Consider the following 22,421-nt stretch of genomic DNA (forward strand, 5'->3'; position numbering starts at 1 on the left):
TACGTCGCTCCTTGCAGTTGCCTCAAGACTCTCCCCGTTTCGCCGCCTCGAACGCCGCCAACGTCTCCACGCGGGCTTGTTTGTGATCGACGATCGGCAGCGGGTAGTTCAGCGTACGGCGCTGCTTTTCCGCCCAGCGGTGGGGGTAATGGATGTCATTGTCGGGCACATCCGCCAGTTCCGGCAACCATTTACGGATGAAAGTGCCTTGTGGATCAAAACGTTCACCCTGGGTGGTCGGGTTAAAGATGCGGAAATACGGCGCGGCGTCGGTGCCGGTGGAGGCCGCCCACTGCCAGCCGCCGTTATTGGCCGCCAGATCCCCGTCCAGCAGTTGCGACATGAAATAGCGCTCCCCGGCGCGCCAGTCGATTAGCAGATCCTTCACCAGAAAACTGGCGCTGATCATGCGCAGCCGGTTGTGCATCCAGCCGGTGGCATTCAGTTGGCGCATGGCGGCATCAACGATCGGATAGCCGGTTTCGCCCCGCTGCCAGGCCTGCAGCTTCGCCGCGTCATCGCACCAGCTCACCTTGTCCGTCCAGGCGATAAACGGCCGATGGCGACACAGCTCGGGATAGGCCACCAGCAGATGGCGGTAGAACTCGCGCCAAATCAGCTCGTTCAGCCAGGCGAAAGCGCCGCTCTCGCGATCTTCCAGCAGCTGCGGGCATTCGGCGCGCAGGCGGTTAAAACACTGGCGCGGCGACAGCGCGCCGATCGCCAGATAGGGTGACAGGCTGCTGGTGCCGGCGATGGCGGGCAGATCGCGCTGCCGAAGGTAATCTTGCACCTGCTCACGACAAAAGGCGCGCAGCCGCTGCAGCGCGGCCTCCTCGCCGGCGGGATAATCATCCCCGATGTCCGCCGCGGGATAATCGAACGCCGCCGGCGCTTCAGGCGCAGGCAACGCGCCATCGGCACGGATCTTCGGCGCCGGCAGGCAGCTCACGTCGGACTCAGTCAGGCGCTGAATGAAGGCGTTGCGAAACGGCGTATAAACCTTGTACATCTCGCCGCCGCCGGTTAGCACGCTGCCCGGCGGCAACAGCAGACTGTCATCAAAACCGTGGCACGTTACCCGTCCATTCAACTGCTGCTCCAGCCGCGCATCGCGTCGCCGTTCATTCAGTTCGTACTGGCGGTTGTAAAATAGCGCGTCCACCTGCTCTCGCCGGCAATACTCCGCCAGCCAGTCGATCGACGCGGCAAAGTCCGTGCCGGCATGGCAATGCAGCGCAATGCCCTTTTGCGCCAGCGCCTGCTGTACCGCCCGCAGGCTGGCGTGGATCAGCGCCGCCTGCCGCGGCGCCATCTCATGCTGCCGCCACTGCTGCGGGGTGGCGATAAACACCGCCAGCACCCGGGCTTTGGGATCGCTGCAGGCAGCGTGCAGCGCTTTGTTGTCGGTGATACGCAGATCGTTACGCAACCAGACCAGATGCGTGGTCATAAAATTCCCTTGTCAATCAATGGCCGTAACGCAAACGCAGCGCCTCCGGATAAGGTTCGAAATAGCGTTGTTCCGCCAAATAACTGTCGGGATATTCCGCCATGTAATGCTTAAGCAAGGCGATCGGCGCCAGCAGCGGCTGCATGCCCTGCCGGTAGCGGTCGATCAGGTGCGCCAGCTCCTGGCGCTGCGCCGCGCTGAGCTGGCGGCGGAAGTAACCCTGCACGTGCATCAGCACGTTGGTATGGTTGCGGCGCGTCGCCTTGTGCGCCAACAGCGCCATCAGGCGGCTGCGGTACTCCACGGCGAAGTCTTCCAGCGAGTCCCAGCGATGAATGTCGGCGACGAAACGCCCCAGTTCGCGGTACGCCGGCTGCGAATGCGCCAGCAGCGACAGTTTGTAGCGGCTGTGAAACGCGATCAGCCCGCCGCGGGTCAGCCCCTGACGCCACAGCATGTTCAACTCATACAGCGCGTACACTCGCTCGATAAAGTTTTCCCGCAGTGCCGCGTCCTGCAATCGTCCGTCTTCTTCCACCGGCAGCCACGGCATCTGGCGCAGCAGCTCGGCGGTAAACAGCCCGACGCCGTTTTTACGCGAGTCCTTGCCGTTCTCGCTGTAGACCCGCACCCGCTCCAGGCCGCAGCTCGGCGACTTGGCGCAGACGATATAGCCGCACAGGTGCTGCAACGCGGCCACGCGCTGCGCGGAGAAACTGCGCATCTCCTCGGTCAGATCCACGCCGGCGTCGTTGCTGTAGCGCATCGCCGGCCACGGCTGCGCCTGTTTCACCAGGCGCAGCGCCGGGCGCGGCGTGGGCAGGCCGATCGCCATTTCCGGGCAAACGGGCTCAAAGCGCACATAGGGCGCCAACTGTTCCACCGCGAAGGCCAGCCGCTTGTGGCCACCGTCGAAACGCACCGCGTCGCCCAGTAAACAGGCGCTGATGCCGATAGGGATCTTGTCACTCATACCGTTCTCTCGTGGTGTTGGTCGATGGGGAAAGTGTAGAAGAATGGCTTGCCAAATACGACCTTGCGCTGGACGGCAGCGGGCTTGGGGCATAAAAAAACCCCCGCCGCAGGGCGAGGGTTGTTCGTGAGTCGGCAGTGACTCAGTAGAAGTCGCAGGACGCCAGTTCCGCCTGCTGCAGCCAGACCGGCTTATCGCTGGTTTTTGACCAGACGCGGTGCAGGTAGCTGTAAAAACGCCCGCGATCGCTGCGGAACAGCATCACCGGCAGGGCCAAAATGCCCGCGATCACCACTGCGCTGCGGCGCAGGAGAATCCGATGCAGTGAATAAGCGTGATAGGTCGTAGACATGCGAACCTCCTTAAAAACGCCTGCCGTTGATTTGTCAGGGAAAACGGCGTGGGCGTATCAAATGAACAATCGGTAATTTGGTAACTGGACAAAATTTTAGCGCACTTGATGAAAGTTTACTACTCATCCGACCACTAAATCGCACAAAAAATCGCTAATCACCGCGGCGATTCGTAATTTTGTTACAACCAAGTTAATTTTTAACTTAACATTGGTTACGTTGTGGTTATTATCCGGTTCCTGCTTCCACGCCGCTGCCCTTGCTTATTCACTCATCAGGCGCAATCTCGCCGCCAACCTGCTGGTTGAAATGCTCAATTTTTGCTGAAATTTCAGCCATTTTTATACTTTTTTTACACCCGCCTGCGCGATTTTTTCATCTTCTTTCTACCCCGCTCCCTACACTGCCTCTATCAAAAACAACACCTCTGGAGGTGTCCCGTGAGTTTCAGCGTTATTGGTGGTGCGCTGTTGGTTCTGCTGCTGTTGGCCTATCTGGTCTACGCCCTGTTTAACGCGGAGGATTTCTGATGGCGGCTTCAGCCTTTTTACTGATCGCCAGTTTTCTGCTGGTGCTTCTGCTGCTGGCCCGGCCGCTGGGCGGTTTTATGGCGCGCCTGATCGAAGGTGAGCCGCTGCCTGCGCTGCGCGCAGTGGAAGCCGGCGTCTGGCGCGCCTGCGGCATCCGCCCCACCGAGATGAATTGGTGGCAGTACGCGCTGGCGATCCTGGCGTTTAACCTGCTCGGCCTGGCGCTGCTGTTCGCCCTGCTGATGGCGCAGGGCTCGCTGCCGCTCAACCCGCAAGGCTTCCCTGGCCTCTCCTGGGATCTGGCGCTCAACACCGCCGTCAGCTTCGTCACCAACACCAACTGGCAAGCCTACAGCGGTGAAAGCGCCCTCAGCTATTTCAGCCAGATGGCCGGGCTGGCGGTGCAGAACTTCGTTTCCGCCTCCACCGGCATCGCCGTGGCCTTTGCGCTGATCCGCGCCTTTACCCGCCGCGCCGGCAAGACCGTCGGCAACGCCTGGGCCGATCTGTTCCGCATCACGCTGTATGTGCTGCTGCCGATCGCGCTGCTGATCGCCCTGTTCTTCGTCAGCCAGGGCACGCTGCAAAACTTCCTGCCTTACCTACACGTCACCACGCTCGAAGGCGCGCAGCAGACGCTGCCGATGGGGCCGGTCGCCTCGCAGGAAGCGATCAAGATGCTCGGCACCAACGGCGGGGGGTTCTTCGGCGCCAACTCGGCGCACCCGTTCGAAAACCCGACCGTGCTGACCAACTTCGTGCAGATGCTGGCCATCTTCCTGATCCCTTGCGCGCTGTGCTTCTCTTTCGGACAACTGGCCGGTGAAAACCGTCAGGGCCACGCGCTGATCTGGGCGATGGCGCTGATCTTCGTGGTGGCGGTGGTGGTGGTGATGTACGCCGAGCTGGCGGGCAACCCGCACCTGAGCGCGCTGGGCGCCGACAGCAACATCAATATGGAAGGCAAAGAGTCGCGCTTCGGCATTCTCGCCACCAGCCTGTTCTCGGTGGTGACCACCGCCGCGTCCTGCGGGGCGGTCAACGCCATGCACGACTCCTTCACCGCGCTGGGCGGCATGGTGCCGATGTGGCTGATGCAGATCGGTGAAGTGGTGTTCGGCGGCGTCGGCTCCGGCCTGTACGGCATGCTGCTGTTCGTGCTGCTGACCGTATTTATCGCCGGTCTGATGATCGGCCGCACCCCGGAATATCTGGGCAAGAAGATCGACGTTTACGACATGAAGATGACCGCGCTGGCGATCCTGGTCACGCCGACGCTGGTGTTGCTGGGCAGCGCGCTGGCCATCGGCACCGACGCGGGCCGCGCCGGCATCCTCAATCCGGGCGCCCACGGCTTCAGCGAAGTGCTGTATGCCCTGTCCTCCGCCGCCAACAACAACGGCAGCGCCTTCGCCGGCTTGAGCGTCAATACGCCGTTCTACAACCTGCTGCTGGCCTTCGCCATGTTCGTCGGCCGCTTCGGGGTGATCCTGCCGGTGCTGGCGATCGCCGGTTCGCTGAGCGCCAAGCCACGCCAGCCGGCGGGCAACGGCACCCTGCCGGCCTATGGGCCGCTGTTTATCGGCCTGCTGATCGGCACCGTGCTGCTGGTGGGCGCGCTGACCTTCGTGCCGGCGCTGGCGCTGGGCCCGGTGGCCGAGCATTTGCAGCTTTGGTTGGCAAACTAACAGACGTCACAGAGAGAGAATAAGAGATGACTCGCAAACAACGCGCGCTGTTTGAACCGGCTCTGGTGCGCACCGCGCTGATCGATGCGGTGAAAAAACTGGACCCTCGCGTTCAATGGCGCAACCCGGTGATGTTCGTGGTGTATATCGGCAGCCTGCTGACCACCGCCATCTGGCTGGCGATCCTCGCCGGCCAAACCGACGGCGCCGCCGCCTTTACCGGCAGCGTCTCCCTGTGGTTGTGGTTCACCGTGCTGTTCGCCAACTTCGCAGAGGCGCTGGCCGAAGGCCGCAGCAAGGCCCAGGCGGAAAGCCTGAAAGGCACCAAGAAAACCAGCTGGGCGAAAAAACTGGCCGGCCCGCGCCGCGACGGCGCCACGGAGAAAGTGGCCGCCGAGAGCCTGCGCAAAGGCGATATCGTGCTGGTGGAAGCCGGCGACACCATTCCGTGCGACGGCGAAGTGCTGGAGGGCGGCGCCTCGGTGGATGAAAGCGCCATCACCGGGGAATCCGCCCCGGTGATCCGCGAATCCGGCGGGGACTTCTCCTCGGTCACCGGCGGCACCCGCGTGCTGTCCGACTGGCTGGTGGTGCAGTGCAGCGTCAACCCGGGGGAAACCTTCCTCGATCGCATGATCGCCATGGTGGAAGGCGCCAAACGCCGCAAAACGCCGAACGAAATCGCGCTGACCATCCTGCTGGTGGCGCTGACCATCGTGTTCGTGTTGGCCACCGCCACCCTGTTCCCGTTCTCGCAATACAGCGTCGAGGCGGCCGGCAGCGGCAGCGTGGTCACCATCACCGTGCTGGTCGCCTTGCTGGTTTGCCTGATCCCCACCACCATCGGCGGTCTGCTGTCCGCCATCGGCGTGGCCGGGATGAGCCGCATGCTCGGCGCCAACGTGATCGCCACCAGCGGCCGCGCGGTGGAAGCCGCCGGCGACGTGGACGTGCTGCTGCTGGATAAAACCGGCACCATCACGCTGGGCAACCGTCAGGCTTCGGAGTTCCTGCCGGCGCCGGGCGTGAAAGAGCAAGAGCTGGCGGACGCCGCGCAGCTGGCTTCGCTGGCGGACGAAACGCCGGAAGGCCGCAGCATCGTGGTGCTGGCCAAACAGCGCTTTAACCTGCGCGAGCGCGATCTGCAGGCGCTGAACGCCACCTTCGTGCCCTTCTCCGCCCAGACTCGCATGAGCGGCGTCAACGTGCAGGAGCGCATGATCCGCAAAGGCGCGGTGGACGCCATTCGCCGTCACGTCGAAACCAATCAGGGGCACTTCCCGCGGGCGGTGGACGATCTGGTGGAAAGCGTGGCGCGCACCGGCGGCACGCCGCTGGTGGTGGCGGAAGGCGCACGGGTGCTGGGCGTGGTGGCGTTGAAGGATATCGTCAAGGGCGGCATCAAAGAGCGCTTCAATGAGCTGCGCAAGATGGGCATCAAAACGGTGATGATCACCGGCGATAACCCGCTGACCGCGGCGGCGATCGCCGCCGAAGCCGGGGTGGACGACTTCCTGTCGGAAGCCACGCCGGAAGCCAAGCTGGCGCTGATCCGCCAGTATCAGGCGGAAGGCCGTCTGGTGGCGATGACCGGCGACGGCACCAACGACGCCCCGGCGCTGGCGCAGGCCGATGTGGCGGTGGCGATGAACTCCGGCACCCAGGCCGCCAAAGAGGCGGGCAACATGGTCGATTTGGATTCCAACCCGACCAAGCTGATCGAAGTGGTACATATCGGCAAACAGATGCTGATGACGCGCGGCTCGCTGACCACCTTCAGCATCGCCAACGACGTGGCCAAATACTTCGCCATCATTCCGGCGGCGTTCGCGGCCACCTATCCGCAGCTGAACGCACTGAACGTGATGCACCTGCACTCCCCGGCCTCCGCCATCATGTCGGCGGTGATCTTCAACGCCCTGGTGATCGTGTTCCTGATCCCGCTGGCGCTGAAAGGGGTGAGTTACAAACCGATGAGCGCCGCGGCCTTGCTGCGCCGCAACCTGTGGCTGTACGGGGTCGGCGGCCTGCTGGTGCCGTTCGTCGGCATCAAACTGATCGACCTGATCCTGGTCGCGCTGCACGTCGCCGGTTAACCATTGAGGGAAATGAACATGACGTATTTACGACCTGCGCTGGTGATGCTGATCCTGCTGACGCTGATCACCGGCATCGCCTATCCGCTGCTGACCACCGGGCTGGCGCAGCTGCTGTTTCCGGCGGCGGCCAACGGTTCGCTGCTGTACCGGGACGACAAGGCGGTCGGCTCCGCGCTGATTGGCCAGAACTTCACGCGCGCCGACTATTTCTGGGGCCGCCCGTCGGCGACCGGCGATTCAGCCTATAATCCACAGGCCTCCGCCGGCAGCAACCTGGCGGCCACCAACCCGGCGCTGGATAAGGTTATCGCCGAACGCGCGGCGCAGCTGCGCCAGGCCAATCCGGCCATGAGCGGCCCGATCCCGGTGGATCTGCTGACCGCCTCCGGCAGCGGGCTGGATCCGCAGATCTCGACCGCTGCGGCGCGGTATCAGCTGGCGCGGGTCGCGGCGGCACGTCATCTGCCGCCGGAACAGGTCGCCAAACTGATCGAAGACAACACCGATCGGGCCACGCCCAACTTCATGGGCGAATCGGTGGTCAACGTGTTGAAGCTGAACCTGGCGCTGGATGCGTTGAAGTAACGCACCGTATTCAGCATAGTGATAGGGTTCGGCGTGCCGAACCCCTTTTTGCTTGGTAACACAAGGAATTGTCATGGTCGAAGAAGAACAGCAGCGTCCCGATCCCGATAGCCTGCTGGCGCTGGCCAATGAAAAACCGCGCGGCCGGTTGAAGGTATTCTTCGGCGCCTGCGCCGGCGTAGGCAAAACCTACGCCATGCTGCAGGAGGCCCAGCGTTTGCGCGCCCAGGGGCTGGACGTGCTGGTCGGCGTGGTGGAAACCCACGGCCGCAGCGAGACCGCCGCCCTGCTCGACGGCCTGGCGCTGTTGCCGCAAAAGCGCATCCAGCATCGCGGGCGACTGGTGCATGAATTCGACCTCGACGCCGCGTTGGCGCGCCATCCGGCGCTGATCCTGATGGACGAACTGGCGCACAGCAACGCCCACGGTTCGCGCCACCCCAAACGCTGGCAGGATGTGGAAGAGCTGCTGGACGCCGGCATCGACGTGCTGACTACCGTCAACGTACAACATTTGGAAAGTCTGAACGACGTGGTGGGCGGCGTGACCGGCGTGCGGGTGCGCGAAACGGTGCCCGACCACGTGTTTGACGAGGCCAGCGAAGTGGTGCTGGTCGATCTGCCGCCGGACGATCTGCGCCGACGGCTGCACGAAGGCAAAGTGTATATTCCCGGTCAGGCCGAGCGCGCCATCGAGCATTTTTTCCGTAAAGGCAACCTGATCGCCCTGCGCGAGTTGGCGCTGCGCCGCACCGCCGATCGGGTCGATGACCAGATGCGCGAGTTTCGCGACACCCAGGGGCGCGAGAAAGTGTGGCACACCCGCGACAGCATTCTGCTGTGCGTCGGCCACAACAGCGGCAACGAAAAGCTGGTGCGCATCGCCGCCCGGCTGGCGGCGCGGCTCGGCTGCCACTGGCATGCGGTCTACGTGGAAACCCCCAAGCTGCACCGGCTGCCGGAAAACCAGCGCCGCGCCATTCTGCGCGCGCTGCGGCTGGCGCAGGAGCTGGGCGCCGAAACCGCCACCCTGGCCGATCCGTCCGAAGAGCGCGCAGTGCTGCGCTACGCCCGCGAGCATAACCTCGGCAAAATCATCATCGGCCGCCGCAGCGAGCAGCGCTGGAAGCTGCGCGGCAGTTTCGCCGATCGCCTCGGCCGGCTGGGTCCGGATCTCGATCTGGTGATCGTCGCGCTGGACAGCGACGCCGCACAGCCGCCGCCGGGCAAGGAGCACGACGGCCGCAGCTTCAATGAGAAATGGCGCATGCAGCTGCGCGGCTGCGCGGTAGCGGTGGCGCTGTGCGCGCTGATCACCCTGCTCTCGCAGTGGCTGCTGCCGGGCTTCGATCAGGCCAACCTGGTGATGGTCTACCTGCTCGGCGTGGCGATCGTCGCGCTGTTCTTCGGCCGCTGGCCATCGGTGCTGGCGGCGGTGATCAACGTCGCCAGTTTCGATCTGTTCTTCGTTCAGCCCGAATGGTCGTTCGCCGTCAGCGATATGCAGTATCTGCTGACCTTCGGCGTGATGCTCGCCGTCGGCATCATCATCGGCAACCTGACCGCCGGGGTGCGTTATCAGGCCCGGGTGGCGCGCTATCGCGAGCAGCGGGCGCGCCATCTGTACGAAATGTCACGCGGGCTGAGCCGCGCGCTGACCGTGGCCGACATCGCCAACACCAGCCGTCATTTCCTCTCCAGCAGCTTCCAGGCGAAAACCGTGCTGCTGCTGCCGCAGGAAGACGGCCGGCTGCAGCAAATGATCGGCGAGGAAGGCGGGCTGCTGTCGGTAGACGAAGCCATCGCGCGCTGGAGTTTCGATAAAGGCTTGCCGGCCGGCGCCGGCACAGACACCCTGCCCGGCGTGCCTTACCAACTGCTGCCGCTCAATACCCCCAAACAGACCTTCGGCCTGTTGGCGATCGAACCCAACAACCTGCGCCAGCTGATGGTGCCGGAACAACAGCGGCTGCTGCAAACCTTCGCAGTGCTGATCGCCAGCGCGCTGGAACGGCTGCACCTGGCGCGCAGCGCCGAAGAAGCCAAGCTGGACGCCGAACGCGAACAGCTGCGCAACTCGCTGCTGGCGGCGCTGTCGCACGATCTTCGCACCCCGCTGACCGTGTTGTTCGGCCAGGCGGAAATTCTCACGCTGGACCTGGCGGCCGAAGGTTCCAATCACGCCACCCAGGCCAGCCAGATCCGCCAGCAGGTGCTGAGCACCACCCGGCTGGTGAACAACCTGCTGGATATGGCGCGCATCCAGTCCGGCGGTTTCAGCCTGCGTAAAGAGTGGCAGTCGCTGGAAGAGATCGTCGGCGCTTCGCTGCACATGCTGGAGCCGCTGCTCAGCCAGCATCCGATCGAGGTCGATCTGCCGCCGGAACAGATCCTGGTCAACTGCGACGGCAGCCTGCTGGAACGGGTGTTCACCAACCTGTTGGAAAACGCCAATAAATACGCCGGCGCCGAGGCCACCATCGGCATTCGCGCCCGCACGCTGCCCGAGTGGCTGGAAGTCGAGGTCTGGGATAACGGCCCCGGCATCCCCGCCGATCAGCTGCAGCTGATTTTCGACAAGTTTTCACGCGGCAATAAAGAGTCGGCGATCCCTGGCGTCGGCTTGGGGTTAGCGATTTGTCGTGCCATTATTGAAGTGCATGACGGCCGCATCTGGGCGGAAAACGGCGCCAACGGCGGCGCCAGCTTCCGCTTCGTGCTGCCGCTGGAAAAACCGCCCGAGATCGACGGCGACGCCTTCGATCTGTAATCAACGCAGGGGAAACGTGAGCATAACGCCAACCAACATTCTGATTGTTGAAGATGAAAAAGAGATCCGCCGCTTCGTGCGCACCGCGCTGGAGAGCGAAGGCCTGCGGGTGTTTGAAAGTGAAACGCTGCAGCGGGGGCTGATTGAGGCCGGCACGCGCAAACCGGATCTGATCATCCTGGATTTGGGGTTGCCGGATGGCGACGGGCTGAGCTACATCCGCGATCTGCGGCAGTGGAGCGCCATTCCGGTGATCGTGCTCTCGGCGCGCAACGCCGAAGAGGACAAGATCGCCGCGCTGGACGCCGGCGCCGACGACTATCTCAGCAAACCGTTCGGCATCGGTGAGTTGCTGGCGCGGGTGCGGGTCGCGCTGCGTCGCCACTCGGCTAGCCAACAGGAAAGCCCGCTGGTGAGCTTTTCGGCGATCACCGTCGATCTGGTGAATCGCCGGGTGCTGCGCAACGACGAAGATCTGCATCTGACGCCGATCGAGTTTCGCCTGTTGGCGGAGCTGCTGGCCAACGCCGGCAAGGTGATCACCCAACGCCAGCTGTTGAGCCACGTCTGGGGGCCGAACTACGTGGAGCACAGCCACTATCTGCGCATCTACATGGGCCATTTGCGGCAGAAGCTCGAAGCCGATCCGGCCCGGCCCAAACACCTGCTGACCGAAACCGGCGTCGGCTATCGCTTCATGCCTTAACCCCGGAGGGCGCGGTTTGCCGCGCCTTTACGCCGCCGGGCCCTTCTTCAATCCGACCATAAATTCCTTAAACGCCTCGCGCAGCGGAGCGAACACCGGGTGTTTGCGGTTTTCGATCATCACTTCGGAGAACAGCTTCAACCCCACGGCGAAGGCCGCGCTCTGCTCGGGGCCGAAGTTCAGATCGTCACGCGCCCGAATGCGCTCGACGATCTCGAGAATATCGTCGTGGTTGCTCACTTCAAAACTCAGCGGCGCTTTCTCGACGGGATTGCCCTGGCGATCGCTCAGGGCTTCAACGGTAATGTTAAAACGGTGGCCGGGCATCAGTTCTTCTCCTGTTGCGAAGGTTGAATCTGCATTTCGCTTTCGATCGCCGCCACGGCGGTCAGCAACGCGGCGTTGATGCGCTCCACCTGCTGCGGCGTAAGATCGGCGCGCATCACGTTGCCGCGCAGCAGGCTGCGCAGACGGTTCATGGCGTCGTAGATGCCTTCCGCCAGGTTGCCGTGCCGATGACGCTCGCGGCCGGCGCCCGCCAGACGCGCCAGAATGACCTCAACCACCTGTTGATGCTTTTGCAGCTCGCCCTCGCCCGCCGCGGTGATGCGGTAGCTTTTGCGGCCGTTGCCGGTGGTGAGCGGTTCGAGGAAATCCTGCTCTTCCAGCAGCGTCAGCGTGGGGTAAATCACCCCCGGGCTCGGCACGTACAGGCCGGATGACGCTTCCTCGATCGCCTTGATCAATTCGTACCCGTGGCTGGGCTTGCGCGCCACCAGCGCCAGCAGCACCAGGCGCAGATCGCCGTGTTCGAACAGACGATGACGCCCGCCCCGGCCGCCGCGCCCACCCCGGCCGTGCTCTTCGCCTTCGCCGCCGAAGTGATGGCGCCCGCCGCGATGACGACGACCCTCTTCGCATTCATGGTGATGATGATGCCGGTGTAAGCCTAATCGATGAAACATAAGGTGAGACCTCGCTTTAGTAGGGAACATCAATACGAGGTTGTTTAGATATATCTAAACAGCATCGATAGCGCTAATCTAGATCGATATATCTAAATGCGCAAGCGCGTGCCGTGAAAAAGATATATCTAAATAGCGCCCATAAAAAAAGCGCTGTAAAAACAGCGCTTTTTATCAATCAAGAAAAGTGATTACTTGGCGGAAGCCAGCACTTCGCTGACGATCTCGACCGCTTCGTGCTCAATCTTCTCGCGGTGCTCCGCCCCGAGGAAGCTCTCGCAGTAGATCTTGTAAGCCTCTTCGGTGCCGGAAGGACGAGCCGCGAACCAACCGTTGTCGGTCATCACTTTCAGGCCGCCGATCGACGCGCCGTTGCCCGGCGCTGCGGTCAGACGTGCGGTGATCGGGTCCCCGCCCAGCGTACTGGCCTTGACCATCTCCGGCGACAGCTTGGACAGCGCCGCTTTCTGCGCATGGGTTGCCGGCGCCTGGATGCGGTTGTAGCTTGGCGCGCCGAAGCGCTTGGCCAGATCGTCATAGTGATGCTGCGGGTTCTCACCGGTTACCGCGGTGATTTCAGCCGCCAGCAGGCACATGATGATGCCGTCTTTGTCGGTCGACCACGGCTGGCCGTTGAAGCGCAGGAACGAGGCCCCGGCGCTCTCTTCGCCGCCAAAGCCCAGGCTGCCGTCGAACAGACCGTCCACGAACCACTTGAAGCCGACCGGCACTTCCACCAGCTTGCGGCCCAGATCGGCCACCACGCGATCGATCATCGCGCTGGACACCAGCGTTTTACCTACCGCAACATCGGCGCCCCACTGCGGGCGATGCTGGAACAGGTAGTTGATGGCTACCGCCAGATAGTGGTTCGGGTTCATCAGACCCTTCGGCGTGACGATGCCGTGGCGGTCGTAATCCGGATCGTTGGCGAACGCCAAATCGAATTTGTCGCGCAGCGCCAGCAGGCCGGCCATCGCCGACTCCGACGAGCAGTCCATGCGGATGATGCCGTCGTGATCCAGGTGCATAAAGCGGAACGTCTGATCGATGGAATCGTTCACCAGCGTCAGATCCAGCTTGTAGTGTTCCGCCACCCGCTGCCAATAGGCGATGCCGGAACCGCCGAGCGGATCCACGCCCAGCTTCAGGCCGGCGCGTTGGATGGCCGGCATGTCGACCACCTCCACCAGCCCTTCGACGTAAGGCTGCACCAGATCTTTGGCGTGCAGGTGGCCGCTGTTCCAGGCCTTGTCCAGCGACTGACGCTGCACGCCTTTCAGCTGCTGCGCCAGCAGTTCGTTGGCGCGCTTTTCGATCACCGACGTCAGGTTGGTGTCAGCCGGGCCGCCGTTCGGCGGATTGTATTTGATGCCGCCGTCTTCCGGCGGGTTGTGGGACGGCGTAATGACGATGCCGTCGGCCTGCGCGCCGCCGCGGCGGTTGTGGCACAAAATGGCGTGCGATACCGCCGGCGTTGGCGTGAAGCCGTTGTTTTCCTGCACGATCACATCGACGCCGTTGGCGGTCAGCACTTCCAGCACGGAAATGAAGGCCGGCTCGGACAGTGCATGGGTGTCTTTGCCCACGTAGCACGGGCCGGTAGTGCCTTGCTGATGACGAACTTCGGCGATCGCCTGAGCGATGGCGAGAATGTGCGCTTCGTTGAAGCTGTGGCGCTGCGCGCTGCCGCGGTGGCCGGAGGTGCCAAACTTCACCGCATGTGCGGCATTGCCGGCTTCCGGTTGCAGCACATAGTACTGCGACGTCAGCTGGGCTACGTTGATCAGATCGCTTTGACGGGCGGGCTGCCCGGCACGTGGATTATTCGCCATCGACATATCTCCCTCATCCCTGTCGGTGACCGGGCAAATACGTCGCGCACGGCCATCATGACGGGCTGTTCGCTAAATTAGACGGTACCGCAAACTTTCTCGATCAGTTCCGCCGGGAACTGCATGGCCTGCATGATGTGTTCGATCATGCTGCGTTTGCGGCCGGTATTGGTATTGGTGATCACCCAGTAAGGGGTGCCCGGCACATGCTTCGGCTTGGTATGCGTGCCGTTGGCCAGCAGGGTCTGCTGATCGCCGGCGAAATAGGTGCGGGTACGGCCGGTCAACGCCTCGGTGGCGGCGGCAAAACCGGCGGCATCGAGGGTGTACAGCGTGGACAGCACCAGCATGAAACGGTTGACCGCTTTGTTCTGCTCGGCGTATTCATCCGACAGCAGCAGTTCACGCACGGCGCGTACGCGATCGCGCGGGCGCTGAACCGGCGCCGCTTTTTCCGCTTCGACGGACGGCGACGCACTGGCGGCAGGCAACGCGCGCACCGGCTGACCGGCGGTGAATTTCAACATGCGGCGTAAAATATCGGACGCGCTTTCACCGATGTGTTGCGTGTGGCTGGCAATATAACGGTAAAGCTCTTCGTCGACTTCAATAGTTTTCATCTTTATCCAATACTGTTTTTTCTACTTAGAACCTGAAGCCAGATCCTGCATTCAAGCCATGGGATTATAAGGTTAAAAGCGCTGGGGCGAACACAACAATGTGCCTCCGGACGGCAAATGCAGACTAATACCTATAGCCGGCACTGCCAAGCCCGCGCCGCGAAAATTCCGCATGATTCATCGTGCGATTCAATCATGATACCCTAATCTGAATCTCTCTCAGTATGAACTTCGCCATGAAATTACATTATCAACTGCTGGCCGCCGAGTCAGACGCGCTGCCGGTGCTGCTGATCCACGGGCTGTTCGGCAATCTGGACAACCTGGGCGTGCTGGCGCGCGATCTGCATCAGCGTCACAGCGTAATTAAGGTCGATCTGCGCAACCACGGCCTCTCCCCGCGCGCCGACGAGATGAACTACCCCGCGATGGCGCAGGATCTGCTGGAGCTGCTCGACGAACTGCGGCTTGAGAAAGCGATCGTCATCGGCCATTCGATGGGCGGCAAAGCGGCGATGGCGCTGACCGCCATCGCGCCCGAGCGCGTCGCCAAGCTGATCGTCATCGACGTCGCGCCGGTGAATTACCAGACCCGACGTCACGACGAGATTTTCGCCGCCCTGAAGGCCGTCAGCGCCGCCGGCATCACCCAGCGCCAGGCCGCCGCCCAGCTGATGCGCGATTACCTGCAGGAAGAAGGCGTGATCCAGTTCCTGCTGAAGTCCTTCCATAACGGCGAATGGCGCTTCAACCTGCCGGTGCTGATTGAGCGCTATGATGACATCACCGGCTGGCAGGACGTGCCGGCCTGGCCGCACCCGACCCTGTTCATTCGCGGCGGCCTGTCGCCGTACGTGCAGGACAGCTACCGTGCGGACATCGCCCGCCAGTTCCCGCAGGCCCGCGCGCACGTTGTTGCCGGCACCGGCCATTGGGTGCATGCCGAAAAACCGGAGGCGGTGCTGCGTGCCATCCACCGTTTCCTCGACGAAGCCTGAAAAATACGCTCACCTGGCGAAAAAACGCGCTAAAGATAACGGCTTAGCGCGTTTAGCCCGCAGTTAGGCATTGTCGCCGCTCCATCTGCTGGGGTAATATGGCGCGCTATAATTTTGCCGCCGCGCCAGCGCGTTCGCGAACGCCGGGTCGGGGGTGAATTTGGGTTAGGGTTTATTGGCCCGAAGTGTGTTAACCGATGCCTCCGGAAGCGTGCGAGCGCTTTTTGATGCAAACTCCCTTGCAGTACCGCTACCTATGGCAAAAGAACAAACGGATCGCACGACGCTGGATCTGTTCGCAGATGAACGCCGTCCGGGGCGCCCGAAAACCAACCCGCTTTCCCGCGATGAACAGCTTAGAATCAATAAGCGCAATCAGTTACGGCGCGATAAAGTGCGTGGATTGCGGCGCGTAGAGCTGAAAATCAACGCGGATGCGGTGGACGCCCTGAACAAACTGGCGGAACAGCGCAACATCAGCCGCAGCGAACTCATCGAGCAGATGCTGTTGGCGCAACTGGCGGAAGAACAGCCGGAACATTGATCTCTTCGGCCGCACGCGCGGCGCGGCGTTAAGGACAACGCCGGATCGACACGCTTTTCTTCATCTCCGGCATCGCATAAATGCGATAAAACCCCGGCGCCACTTTCTGGCATGATACGCATTTACCGGTAAGAGACTGCGCCTGTCGGCGCCCGCCCCCCGCGGCGAACGGCTCTTGCCATGGCATCATTTTAATCGGCGTCAGCGGCGGCAGTGCTGGCATCGAGTAATGCAATTACTTGAATTTAAAGGTTATACGCGATATGGCTACTGTAGGCATTTTCTTTGGCAGCGACACTGGCAATACCGAAAACATTGCCAAAATGATCCAGAAAATTCTCCAGAAACAGTTTGGCGACGACGTCTCTGAAGTGCATGACATCGCTAAAAGCAGCAAAGAAGACCTGGAAGGGTTCGATATCCTGCTGCTGGGCATCCCGACCTGGTACTACGGTGAAGCGCAGTGTGACTGGGACGATTTCTTCCCGACGCTGGAAGACGTCGATTTCAACGGCAAACTGGTGGCGCTGTTCGGCTGCGGCGACCAGGAAGACTACGCGGAATATTTCTGTGACGCGATGGGTACCATCCGCGACATCATCGAACCGCGCGGCGCGGCCATCGTGGGCCACTGGCCGACCAAAGGCTACCACTTCGAAGCCTCCAAAGGCCTGGCGGACGACAACCACTTCATCGGTCTGGCGATCGACGAAGACCGTCAGCCGGAGCTGACCAACGAGCGTGTCGACGCCTGGGTCAAACAGATCGTCGAAGAGCTGAGCCTGGCCGATATCGTCGGCTAAACGCCGGGACTGGCGAAAGGTTGAACAAAGGCCCTGTAAAGTGCATAGTGTGCCGACAGGGCCGTCATCGGCAACAGGGATTGCTGCGATAGAAGCTACAGATTTGTAACTTCCCACCCCGTCACGGTAGACTGAGATATCGGTTTATCCCATCCATCAAGGCGTTGCATGCAAAACATGCAATAGTGCAATTATATCTTTGTTAACAACCGGCGGTTTCCATTTAGTACAACCGGTTCTATAATGAGACGCATTAACTCTTTGTGCCGACCGATGCCACAGGCGAGTACGCCTCAACTTGATTAGCATAGTAACAGGACTGAATTCGCATGACCGACAACAACATCGCATTGAAGAAGGCCGGCTTAAAAGTCACGCTTCCGCGACTCAAAATCCTGGAAGTACTGCAAAATCCGGAATGCCATCACGTCAGTGCGGAAGATTTGTACAAAAAACTGATTGATATGGGCGAAGAGATCGGGCTGGCGACGGTTTATCGCGTACTGAACCAGTTTGACGATGCGGGCATTGTGACACGTCACAATTTCGAAGGCGGCAAGTCCGTGTTCGAGCTGACCCAACAGCATCACCACGATCACCTGATTTGCCTGGATTGCGGCAAAGTGATCGAATTCAGCGACGAATCCATCGAAGTGCGCCAGCGTGACATCGCCAAGCAGCACGGCATCAAGCTCACCAACCACAGTCTGTACCTGTACGGCCACTGTGAAACCGGTGACTGTCGCGAAGACGAAACGCTGCACGACAAGAAATAAGCCCTGACCGGCTATGAAAAACCGCCTCATTTTGAGGCGGTTTTTTTATGCCCGCCGTACAGCGGGAAAAAAATCCCCGGACCAGCCGGGGAAAATCATGTCATGAAATACCACAATTGCAGCGGCACAGCGACTCCACGTACTACTCTCACTACAACGTCCGCCTTGCGCCGACACGCGCGGGCGAACGCATTCCCCCTTCGTTATGATGCGGCCCGCCGCCAAAACTGCGGGCCGCACCGCCCTTCTTAGACCTTCTCGGCGCGGCTGTAGCGTTTGCCGTCCGGGCTGACCGAGCGCACCTGTACTTCGCCGGAGACCGTAGGTTTAGCCTTGGCATCATAGCGCTGCCACTGCTTACCGCCGTCGGTGGAGTACTCGATGCCCAACCCCGGCAGCGCGATATTCGCCTCCAGCTTGCCGCCCGCCACGCGAGCGCCCGGCACCGGCAGACGATAAGCCACGCCGCCTTTGTCCAGCTTGGCCAGTTCACGCTGGCCCAGAATATTGGCGAAGCGTAGCCAATCTTTCTCCAGCGTCTTGGTATCGACAAAGTGGGTTTCCCCGCCTTTGTATTCGCGGCCGGCGCGATAGTCCTGCTCCCAACCGGCGCGATGCCAGGCGCGCTCCGCCACCGACAGCGCGCGTGGGAAGATCATGTATTCCATCTGCGGATCGGTGCGCTGGGTTTCGCTCCACAGCTGAGCGGAAAGTCCATATGCCCCCGGCCACGGCTTGTCGCTCTTGGCGTTGAAGTGGTTGCCGTCTCGGTCAACCGAGGTTTCCGCGTTCTGTGGCATGTTGTCCGGCGCGAAGCTGAACACCTTGCGCTCGTCGCTGAAGCGGGTGCCCCAGTAGTAACCGCGCTCGTCCGGGTTCACCTCGTAAGGGAAGTCCATATAGACGTAGTCCGGGTTGGAGACCACCACTTCATACCCTTTGTTGGCCCAGTCGTTGACGCTGTCGAAACCGCCCCAGTACAGGGTGTCCCAGAAGTTGACCCCCACGCGCGAGGTGGCGAACGCCTTCGAACTCTCGGCGTCTTTCAGGCCGTCTTGCCAGGCCTGCATTCTGTCGATGCCGTGCGCCTTCACCAGCTTGCTGACCTCTTGGCCGAAGTAGCTCGGCAGGTGCTCCATGTCGGCCACTTTGCCCTCTTTGATCATCACCTGGCACACCTGAGACTTGGCCCACGGCTTGTCTTCATTGCTCTGGTCAATGATGCCTTTACCCGGTTCCGGTTTCGCCTTGTCGGTGTAGCCGGCGCCCAGGCGGATGTTTTTCGCTTCGTCGCCGCCAAAGTGCCAGGTCTTAATCGGCTGGCCGGCTTCTTTATGCATCTGGGCAATCTCGCCAATCACCTTGTCGACAAAGCGCTGGGAGGAATCCAGGCACGGGTTCAGGTAACTCTGACGGTTAAAGAACTGCACCGAGGTGGTATTGGAGGTATCGGTCGGATCCACCAGGCGGAACTCGTTGGCCTCCTGCTCTTTGCCGGCGGCATGCAGTTTCTTGTAGCGCGCTTCCATCGAGACCACCGCCGCGCGGGCGTGCGCCGGCATGTCGATCTCCGGGATCACCTCAATCTGGCGCGCCTGGGCGTATTTGATGATGTCGATGTAGTCCTGACGAGTGAAGAAACCGCCGTAGACATCCGGCCCCTGGCCGTACTGCGGCAGCAGGCAGGTGGTTTCGCTCAGATCGTGGCAGCGCTGGCCGCCGACTTCCGTCAACTCAGGCAAGCCGGGAATTTCGATACGCCAACCTTCGTCATCGCTCAGGTGGAAGTGGAATTTGTTGAGCTTGTAAGCCGCCATCTGATCCAGCAGGCGCAGCACCGCATCCTTCTTATGGAAGTTGCGCGCCACGTCGAGGAAAATGCCGCGATACTGGAAGCGCGGCGCATCGCTGGCGTCGAGCGTGGCGATCTTGCCGCTGCCGTCGGTCGGCACTAACGACAGGATAGACTGCAACCCGTAGAACACCCCGGCCTGATCGAAGCCGATCACCCGCGCCTCTTTCTTGCCGATCTTCAGCTCATAAGCGCCCGGCACCGCCATCGCGCCTTTAAACTTGCCCGGCTGGATGTCGGTCTTGATCGGGTAACCGTTGGCCTGAACCGGCACGCCCAGCAGCGCGAAACGCTGGTTGACGACATCCGCCGCCGGCTTGACCAACGTGCTCAGATCCGGCGATACCCCTTTGCGCAGATCGGCGTCCTGCGCGTGCACTTTCACCTGCATCGGCGTCGGCACGATCTGGCCGCGCAGCGCGCCGGCGGGCAGCGTCTGCAGATCGGCGTTGCTGACAAAACGCGAAGCCGGCGTCATCAGAATATTTTTGTCGTCCTTGGTGCGCTTCCACTGATCGCCGGTAAACGGCGCCACAAACTGATCCAGATTTTCGGTGTCGGTATTCGCCAGCATTTTCGGCTTGGCGTCGCCGGACGTGGCATACCAGCGGGGCAGGAAGTCGTTTCTGAACAGCTGCCAGTATTCGGCGACCACCGGGATTTCCACCGCCTTACCGGCCGGGAAACCGCTGAATTTGGCGGTCGGCTCCAGCTTGTACAGATCGCCGGTGAGGTGAGCGATCTTGAACTGATCGTTGTCTACCCGCAGAGTCTGGCGCGGGCTGTGGAAATAAATGATCCAGTCTTTGCCGTCGATCGCCTGCCCGTCGTTGCTCAGGGTGAACAACACCCGGTTGCATGAGGCCCAGTCTGCGCCCAGCGCCGCGCAATCCACGCCGTTTTCCCCGGCGCGGTTATCCAGCATTTTCACGTTCAGCTTCAGTTGGCTCAGCTGATCCACCAGCTGTTGATCGGCCATGGCGCTCCCCATGCCGCCCAGGAATCCCATCGTTGCCGTCAAGGCGGCCAGTGCGCTCAGTTTGAATGCGTTCATCTTCTCGTCCTTCTTAATTATTGTTATCGCGAATTTCTTGCCACAGCTTGCCGCACTTGGCGTCGTAAGCCTGACCGTTACCGCTGTGAACCGCCATAATGCAGTTCTGATAATCCATCACCCGTACCGTTTCCTGCGCGGCGAACTGCTGGTGCTGTTTCTCTTGTTTCAGCACGTTCAGCACCGCCTTGCACGGCTGCAGACGCTCCGGCGAGCCTTCCGCGGTATTGATGCAGGCGCTGTAAGCCTGTTTCAACCTGGCGTCTTCCGGCGGCGCAGCGGGTTGCGCACAGGCGCTCAGGGCCGCAGCGGCCGCCAACATCAGCATGATTTTTTTCATCGTTGAATTCCCTTAACTGCCCCGGCGGCAAGGCCGGGGAACGCATCAGAAGATGGTGAATGGCGCGATGACCATGAACTTGACGTCTTTCTCGTCCTGGAAGATGTTGCCGTAACCGCCGCCCCAGCTCGGAATGTTGGTGTGGTTGTCATACTGGGTGTAATGCAGCTTGAGCAGCGTGCCCTTGGCTCGCCCTTCCTGGATGGTGTACATCGCGTCCAGACTCCAGGCGCTCTCTTTCAGGCGCTGGCTCTGATCGTAGATCGGGTTGGTGCTCGGCTTGGCGTCCCAGGCGTAAACGTAAGAGCCGCCGACCGCCATGCCCGGCAGGTTCCAGTTGCTGAGGTCATACATCACGCCGGCATACACCGCTTTTTCGCCGTTGGCGTTAAAGTCGGAGCGGTTATCCCACCACACGTCCAGGCGACCGTTTGACGAGGCGTAGGTCGGGGTCATACGTTGCAGGAAGAAGCCCTGATTGCCTTCCGCCTTGACCATGGTGCCTTCCAGACGCCAGTTGAACTGGCCGGTGGTGTAACCGAAGGTCAACGCCTGCAGCCAGGCCAGGCCGTCATAGATGCTGTTCGGATCGTTCTTGTTGCTGATGCGGTCTTCCGCGCCATAGAACTGGTAACTGGTGGTCAGCGGGTTGCCCAGCAGATCGAATTTGTAAGACGCCTTGGTGAAGTACTGATTCACGTACCCCTGGGCCTGGCCGTAAGCGGCTTCCAGCACCAGATCGTTTTTGAAATCGTACTTGGCGCCCAGCGAGTGCAGGTAGGAGACACGGGTTTTCTTGTCGTTCTGACGGAAGTCGTCCATCTCGATATGCCACGGCGCTTTGTATTTGTCGGCCCACATGTAGGAGAAGCTCAACGCGCCGGCATCGCCGTAGTCGAACTTGGCGCCGGCTTCAGCCCCCTGATAAGTGCCCGGCATAAAGCTCCAGTGCGGCGCCAGCAGGGTTTGGCCGCTCGGCTGAATATAGCCGGCGCGCGCCCAGACCGGGCCGTATTTGAATTTGGCGGCGGCTTTGTACAGGCTGATACCGCCTTTATCACCGGAGTAGTCTTCGTCGTAGGTACGGTTCTTCGAGGAGAACGCGATTTCGTTCGGGTGACCGCTGGCGCTGGATTCAGCCAGTTCGATGGCGGTAAAAGTGCCGACATCCAGACCGAACATGTCCCAGGCGTAGCCCGACGCGAAATCCAGGCTCAGGTTGGCGGTAGAGTGGGACAGGTTGGTGGTGTATTGATTGTAATCCTTGCTGTCCGGATTGAGATCTTTACGGTCACGCTCACGTTGCCAGTAATAAATGCCGCCGGTCAGCGTGGAATCCTCGATAAACCCTGCGGCTTTCGCCTCAGGCGCCATGGCAAACCCTGTTCCCAACAGCGCGCCCGCGACTGCGAGCGCCAGCGTTTTACGCTGAGCACCGTGCGTACCCATATTGAAATTCCTCTTTGACTTAACTTAA

Annotated in this window: 20 protein-coding genes; 10 read left to right on the top strand and 10 right to left on the bottom strand. The window is 61.3% G+C overall.

What is annotated here, in order from left to right:
• Positions 1-22 precede the first annotated feature (22 nt).
• The 3 genes from phrB to ACUTQY_RS10825 form a co-directional block, all read right to left on the bottom strand.
• Entirely contained in the window at positions 23-1,453 is a 1,431-nt protein-coding gene (gene phrB / locus ACUTQY_RS10815) for a deoxyribodipyrimidine photo-lyase (RefSeq protein ID WP_046686575.1), read from the bottom strand.
• Positions 1,454-1,469: 16 nt separating this feature from the next.
• Positions 1,470-2,426, bottom strand: a complete 957-nt coding sequence (locus tag ACUTQY_RS10820) for a YbgA family protein (protein WP_033651168.1) — start codon at positions 2,424-2,426, stop codon at positions 1,470-1,472.
• A 142-nt stretch (positions 2,427-2,568) separates the two neighbouring features.
• A complete protein-coding gene (locus tag ACUTQY_RS10825; protein ID WP_004939916.1) occupies positions 2,569-2,778 on the bottom strand; it encodes a YbfA family protein in 210 nt (69 codons plus the stop codon).
• Between the two features lie 441 nt (positions 2,779-3,219).
• Between ACUTQY_RS10825 and ACUTQY_RS10830 the strand changes: the two genes are divergently transcribed.
• From ACUTQY_RS10830 to kdpE, 6 genes are all read left to right on the top strand, one after another.
• On the top strand, positions 3,220-3,309 hold the full coding sequence (locus ACUTQY_RS10830; RefSeq protein ID WP_016928742.1) for a K(+)-transporting ATPase subunit F: 90 nt from the start codon (positions 3,220-3,222) through the stop codon (positions 3,307-3,309).
• Entirely contained in the window at positions 3,309-4,997 is a 1,689-nt protein-coding gene (gene kdpA / locus ACUTQY_RS10835) for a potassium-transporting ATPase subunit KdpA (RefSeq protein WP_342188433.1), read from the top strand. The genes ACUTQY_RS10830 and kdpA overlap by 1 nt, the downstream gene beginning before the upstream one ends.
• A 26-nt stretch (positions 4,998-5,023) precedes the next feature.
• On the top strand, positions 5,024-7,093 hold the full coding sequence (gene kdpB / locus ACUTQY_RS10840; protein WP_033642184.1) for a potassium-transporting ATPase subunit KdpB: 2,070 nt from the start codon (positions 5,024-5,026) through the stop codon (positions 7,091-7,093).
• A gap of 18 nt (positions 7,094-7,111) precedes the next feature.
• Positions 7,112-7,681: a potassium-transporting ATPase subunit KdpC gene (kdpC, locus tag ACUTQY_RS10845; protein ID WP_046688437.1), complete on the top strand. Its 570-nt coding sequence runs from the start codon at positions 7,112-7,114 to the stop codon at positions 7,679-7,681.
• Between the two features lie 73 nt (positions 7,682-7,754).
• The gene (gene kdpD, locus ACUTQY_RS10850) at positions 7,755-10,451 is read left to right on the top strand and encodes a two-component system sensor histidine kinase KdpD (protein ID WP_042783854.1); all 2,697 of its coding nucleotides are present in this window, start codon (positions 7,755-7,757) and stop codon (positions 10,449-10,451) included.
• 16 nt (positions 10,452-10,467) lie between these two features.
• On the top strand, positions 10,468-11,157 hold the full coding sequence (kdpE, locus tag ACUTQY_RS10855; RefSeq protein ID WP_033637458.1) for a two-component system response regulator KdpE: 690 nt from the start codon (positions 10,468-10,470) through the stop codon (positions 11,155-11,157).
• Positions 11,158-11,184: 27 nt separating this feature from the next.
• Here kdpE and ACUTQY_RS10860 read toward each other — a convergent pair whose 3' ends face one another.
• The 4 genes from ACUTQY_RS10860 to seqA all read right to left on the bottom strand — a co-directional run bounded on the left by ACUTQY_RS10860 (position 11,185) and on the right by seqA (position 14,577).
• Positions 11,185-11,484 carry a DUF3861 domain-containing protein gene (locus ACUTQY_RS10860; RefSeq protein ID WP_033642181.1) on the bottom strand — a complete coding sequence of 100 codons (300 nt, stop codon included), beginning with the start codon at positions 11,482-11,484 and terminating at the stop codon, positions 11,185-11,187.
• Positions 11,484-12,122 (bottom strand): PadR family transcriptional regulator, encoded by a 639-nt coding sequence (locus ACUTQY_RS10865; protein ID WP_033642180.1) that lies wholly within the window; start codon positions 12,120-12,122, stop codon positions 11,484-11,486. The genes ACUTQY_RS10860 and ACUTQY_RS10865 overlap by 1 nt, the downstream gene beginning before the upstream one ends.
• Before the next feature lie 191 nt (positions 12,123-12,313).
• A complete protein-coding gene (pgm, locus tag ACUTQY_RS10870; protein ID WP_033638690.1) occupies positions 12,314-13,957 on the bottom strand; it encodes a phosphoglucomutase (alpha-D-glucose-1,6-bisphosphate-dependent) in 1,644 nt (547 codons plus the stop codon).
• A 77-nt stretch (positions 13,958-14,034) separates the two neighbouring features.
• Entirely contained in the window at positions 14,035-14,577 is a 543-nt protein-coding gene (gene seqA / locus ACUTQY_RS10875) for a replication initiation negative regulator SeqA (protein ID WP_033651164.1), read from the bottom strand.
• A 224-nt stretch (positions 14,578-14,801) separates the two neighbouring features.
• On the opposite strand from seqA, the gene ybfF reads away from it, so the two are divergent.
• From ybfF to fur, 4 genes are all read left to right on the top strand, one after another.
• Positions 14,802-15,575, top strand: coding sequence for an esterase (gene ybfF / locus ACUTQY_RS10880; protein WP_080273370.1), 774 nt, complete (start codon positions 14,802-14,804; stop codon positions 15,573-15,575).
• A gap of 256 nt (positions 15,576-15,831) precedes the next feature.
• The gene (ybfE, locus tag ACUTQY_RS10885; RefSeq protein WP_004939936.1) at positions 15,832-16,119 is read left to right on the top strand and encodes a LexA regulated protein; all 288 of its coding nucleotides are present in this window, start codon (positions 15,832-15,834) and stop codon (positions 16,117-16,119) included.
• A 263-nt stretch (positions 16,120-16,382) separates the two neighbouring features.
• The gene (gene fldA / locus ACUTQY_RS10890; protein ID WP_046686574.1) at positions 16,383-16,922 is read left to right on the top strand and encodes a flavodoxin FldA; all 540 of its coding nucleotides are present in this window, start codon (positions 16,383-16,385) and stop codon (positions 16,920-16,922) included.
• Between the two features lie 329 nt (positions 16,923-17,251).
• Positions 17,252-17,698 carry a ferric iron uptake transcriptional regulator gene (fur, locus tag ACUTQY_RS10895; protein ID WP_019454058.1) on the top strand — a complete coding sequence of 149 codons (447 nt, stop codon included), beginning with the start codon at positions 17,252-17,254 and terminating at the stop codon, positions 17,696-17,698.
• Positions 17,699-17,946: 248 nt separating this feature from the next.
• Here the strand turns inward: fur and ACUTQY_RS10900 are convergent, their stop codons facing one another.
• The 3 genes from ACUTQY_RS10900 to chiP are packed head-to-tail and all read right to left on the bottom strand — an operon-like array spanning position 17,947 to position 22,393.
• Positions 17,947-20,604: a beta-N-acetylhexosaminidase gene (locus ACUTQY_RS10900; protein WP_196018732.1), complete on the bottom strand. Its 2,658-nt coding sequence runs from the start codon at positions 20,602-20,604 to the stop codon at positions 17,947-17,949.
• A 13-nt stretch (positions 20,605-20,617) separates the two neighbouring features.
• A complete protein-coding gene (chiQ, locus tag ACUTQY_RS10905; protein ID WP_046686572.1) occupies positions 20,618-20,944 on the bottom strand; it encodes a ChiQ/YbfN family lipoprotein in 327 nt (108 codons plus the stop codon).
• 45 nt (positions 20,945-20,989) lie between these two features.
• The gene (gene chiP, locus ACUTQY_RS10910; protein ID WP_033642176.1) at positions 20,990-22,393 is read right to left on the bottom strand and encodes a chitoporin ChiP; all 1,404 of its coding nucleotides are present in this window, start codon (positions 22,391-22,393) and stop codon (positions 20,990-20,992) included.
• Positions 22,394-22,421: the final 28 nt, after the last annotated feature.

It is taken from the genome of Serratia sp. TSA_130.1, assembly GCF_052691795.1.

Excerpts from the sequence above, each read along its gene's own strand:
- kdpC (WP_046688437.1), top strand. The coding sequence starts at position 7,112 with ATGACGTATTTACGACCTGCGCTGGTGATGCTGATCCTGCTGACGCTG.
- phrB (WP_046686575.1), bottom strand. The coding sequence starts at position 1,453 with ATGACCACGCATCTGGTCTGGTTGCGTAACGATCTGCGTATCACCGAC.
- chiP (WP_033642176.1), bottom strand. The coding sequence starts at position 22,393 with ATGGGTACGCACGGTGCTCAGCGTAAAACGCTGGCGCTCGCAGTCGCG.
- ACUTQY_RS10860 (WP_033642181.1), bottom strand. The coding sequence starts at position 11,484 with ATGCCCGGCCACCGTTTTAACATTACCGTTGAAGCCCTGAGCGATCGC.
- kdpD (WP_042783854.1), top strand. The coding sequence starts at position 7,755 with ATGGTCGAAGAAGAACAGCAGCGTCCCGATCCCGATAGCCTGCTGGCG.
- ACUTQY_RS10825 (WP_004939916.1), bottom strand. The coding sequence starts at position 2,778 with ATGTCTACGACCTATCACGCTTATTCACTGCATCGGATTCTCCTGCGC.
- pgm (WP_033638690.1), bottom strand. The coding sequence starts at position 13,957 with ATGGCGAATAATCCACGTGCCGGGCAGCCCGCCCGTCAAAGCGATCTG.
- fldA (WP_046686574.1), top strand. The coding sequence starts at position 16,383 with ATGGCTACTGTAGGCATTTTCTTTGGCAGCGACACTGGCAATACCGAA.
- seqA (WP_033651164.1), bottom strand. The coding sequence starts at position 14,577 with ATGAAAACTATTGAAGTCGACGAAGAGCTTTACCGTTATATTGCCAGC.
- ACUTQY_RS10900 (WP_196018732.1), bottom strand. The coding sequence starts at position 20,604 with ATGAACGCATTCAAACTGAGCGCACTGGCCGCCTTGACGGCAACGATG.
- kdpB (WP_033642184.1), top strand. The coding sequence starts at position 5,024 with ATGACTCGCAAACAACGCGCGCTGTTTGAACCGGCTCTGGTGCGCACC.
- ybfE (WP_004939936.1), top strand. The coding sequence starts at position 15,832 with ATGGCAAAAGAACAAACGGATCGCACGACGCTGGATCTGTTCGCAGAT.
- ybfF (WP_080273370.1), top strand. The coding sequence starts at position 14,802 with ATGAACTTCGCCATGAAATTACATTATCAACTGCTGGCCGCCGAGTCA.
- ACUTQY_RS10865 (WP_033642180.1), bottom strand. The coding sequence starts at position 12,122 with ATGTTTCATCGATTAGGCTTACACCGGCATCATCATCACCATGAATGC.
- chiQ (WP_046686572.1), bottom strand. The coding sequence starts at position 20,944 with ATGAAAAAAATCATGCTGATGTTGGCGGCCGCTGCGGCCCTGAGCGCC.
- kdpA (WP_342188433.1), top strand. The coding sequence starts at position 3,309 with ATGGCGGCTTCAGCCTTTTTACTGATCGCCAGTTTTCTGCTGGTGCTT.
- fur (WP_019454058.1), top strand. The coding sequence starts at position 17,252 with ATGACCGACAACAACATCGCATTGAAGAAGGCCGGCTTAAAAGTCACG.
- ACUTQY_RS10820 (WP_033651168.1), bottom strand. The coding sequence starts at position 2,426 with ATGAGTGACAAGATCCCTATCGGCATCAGCGCCTGTTTACTGGGCGAC.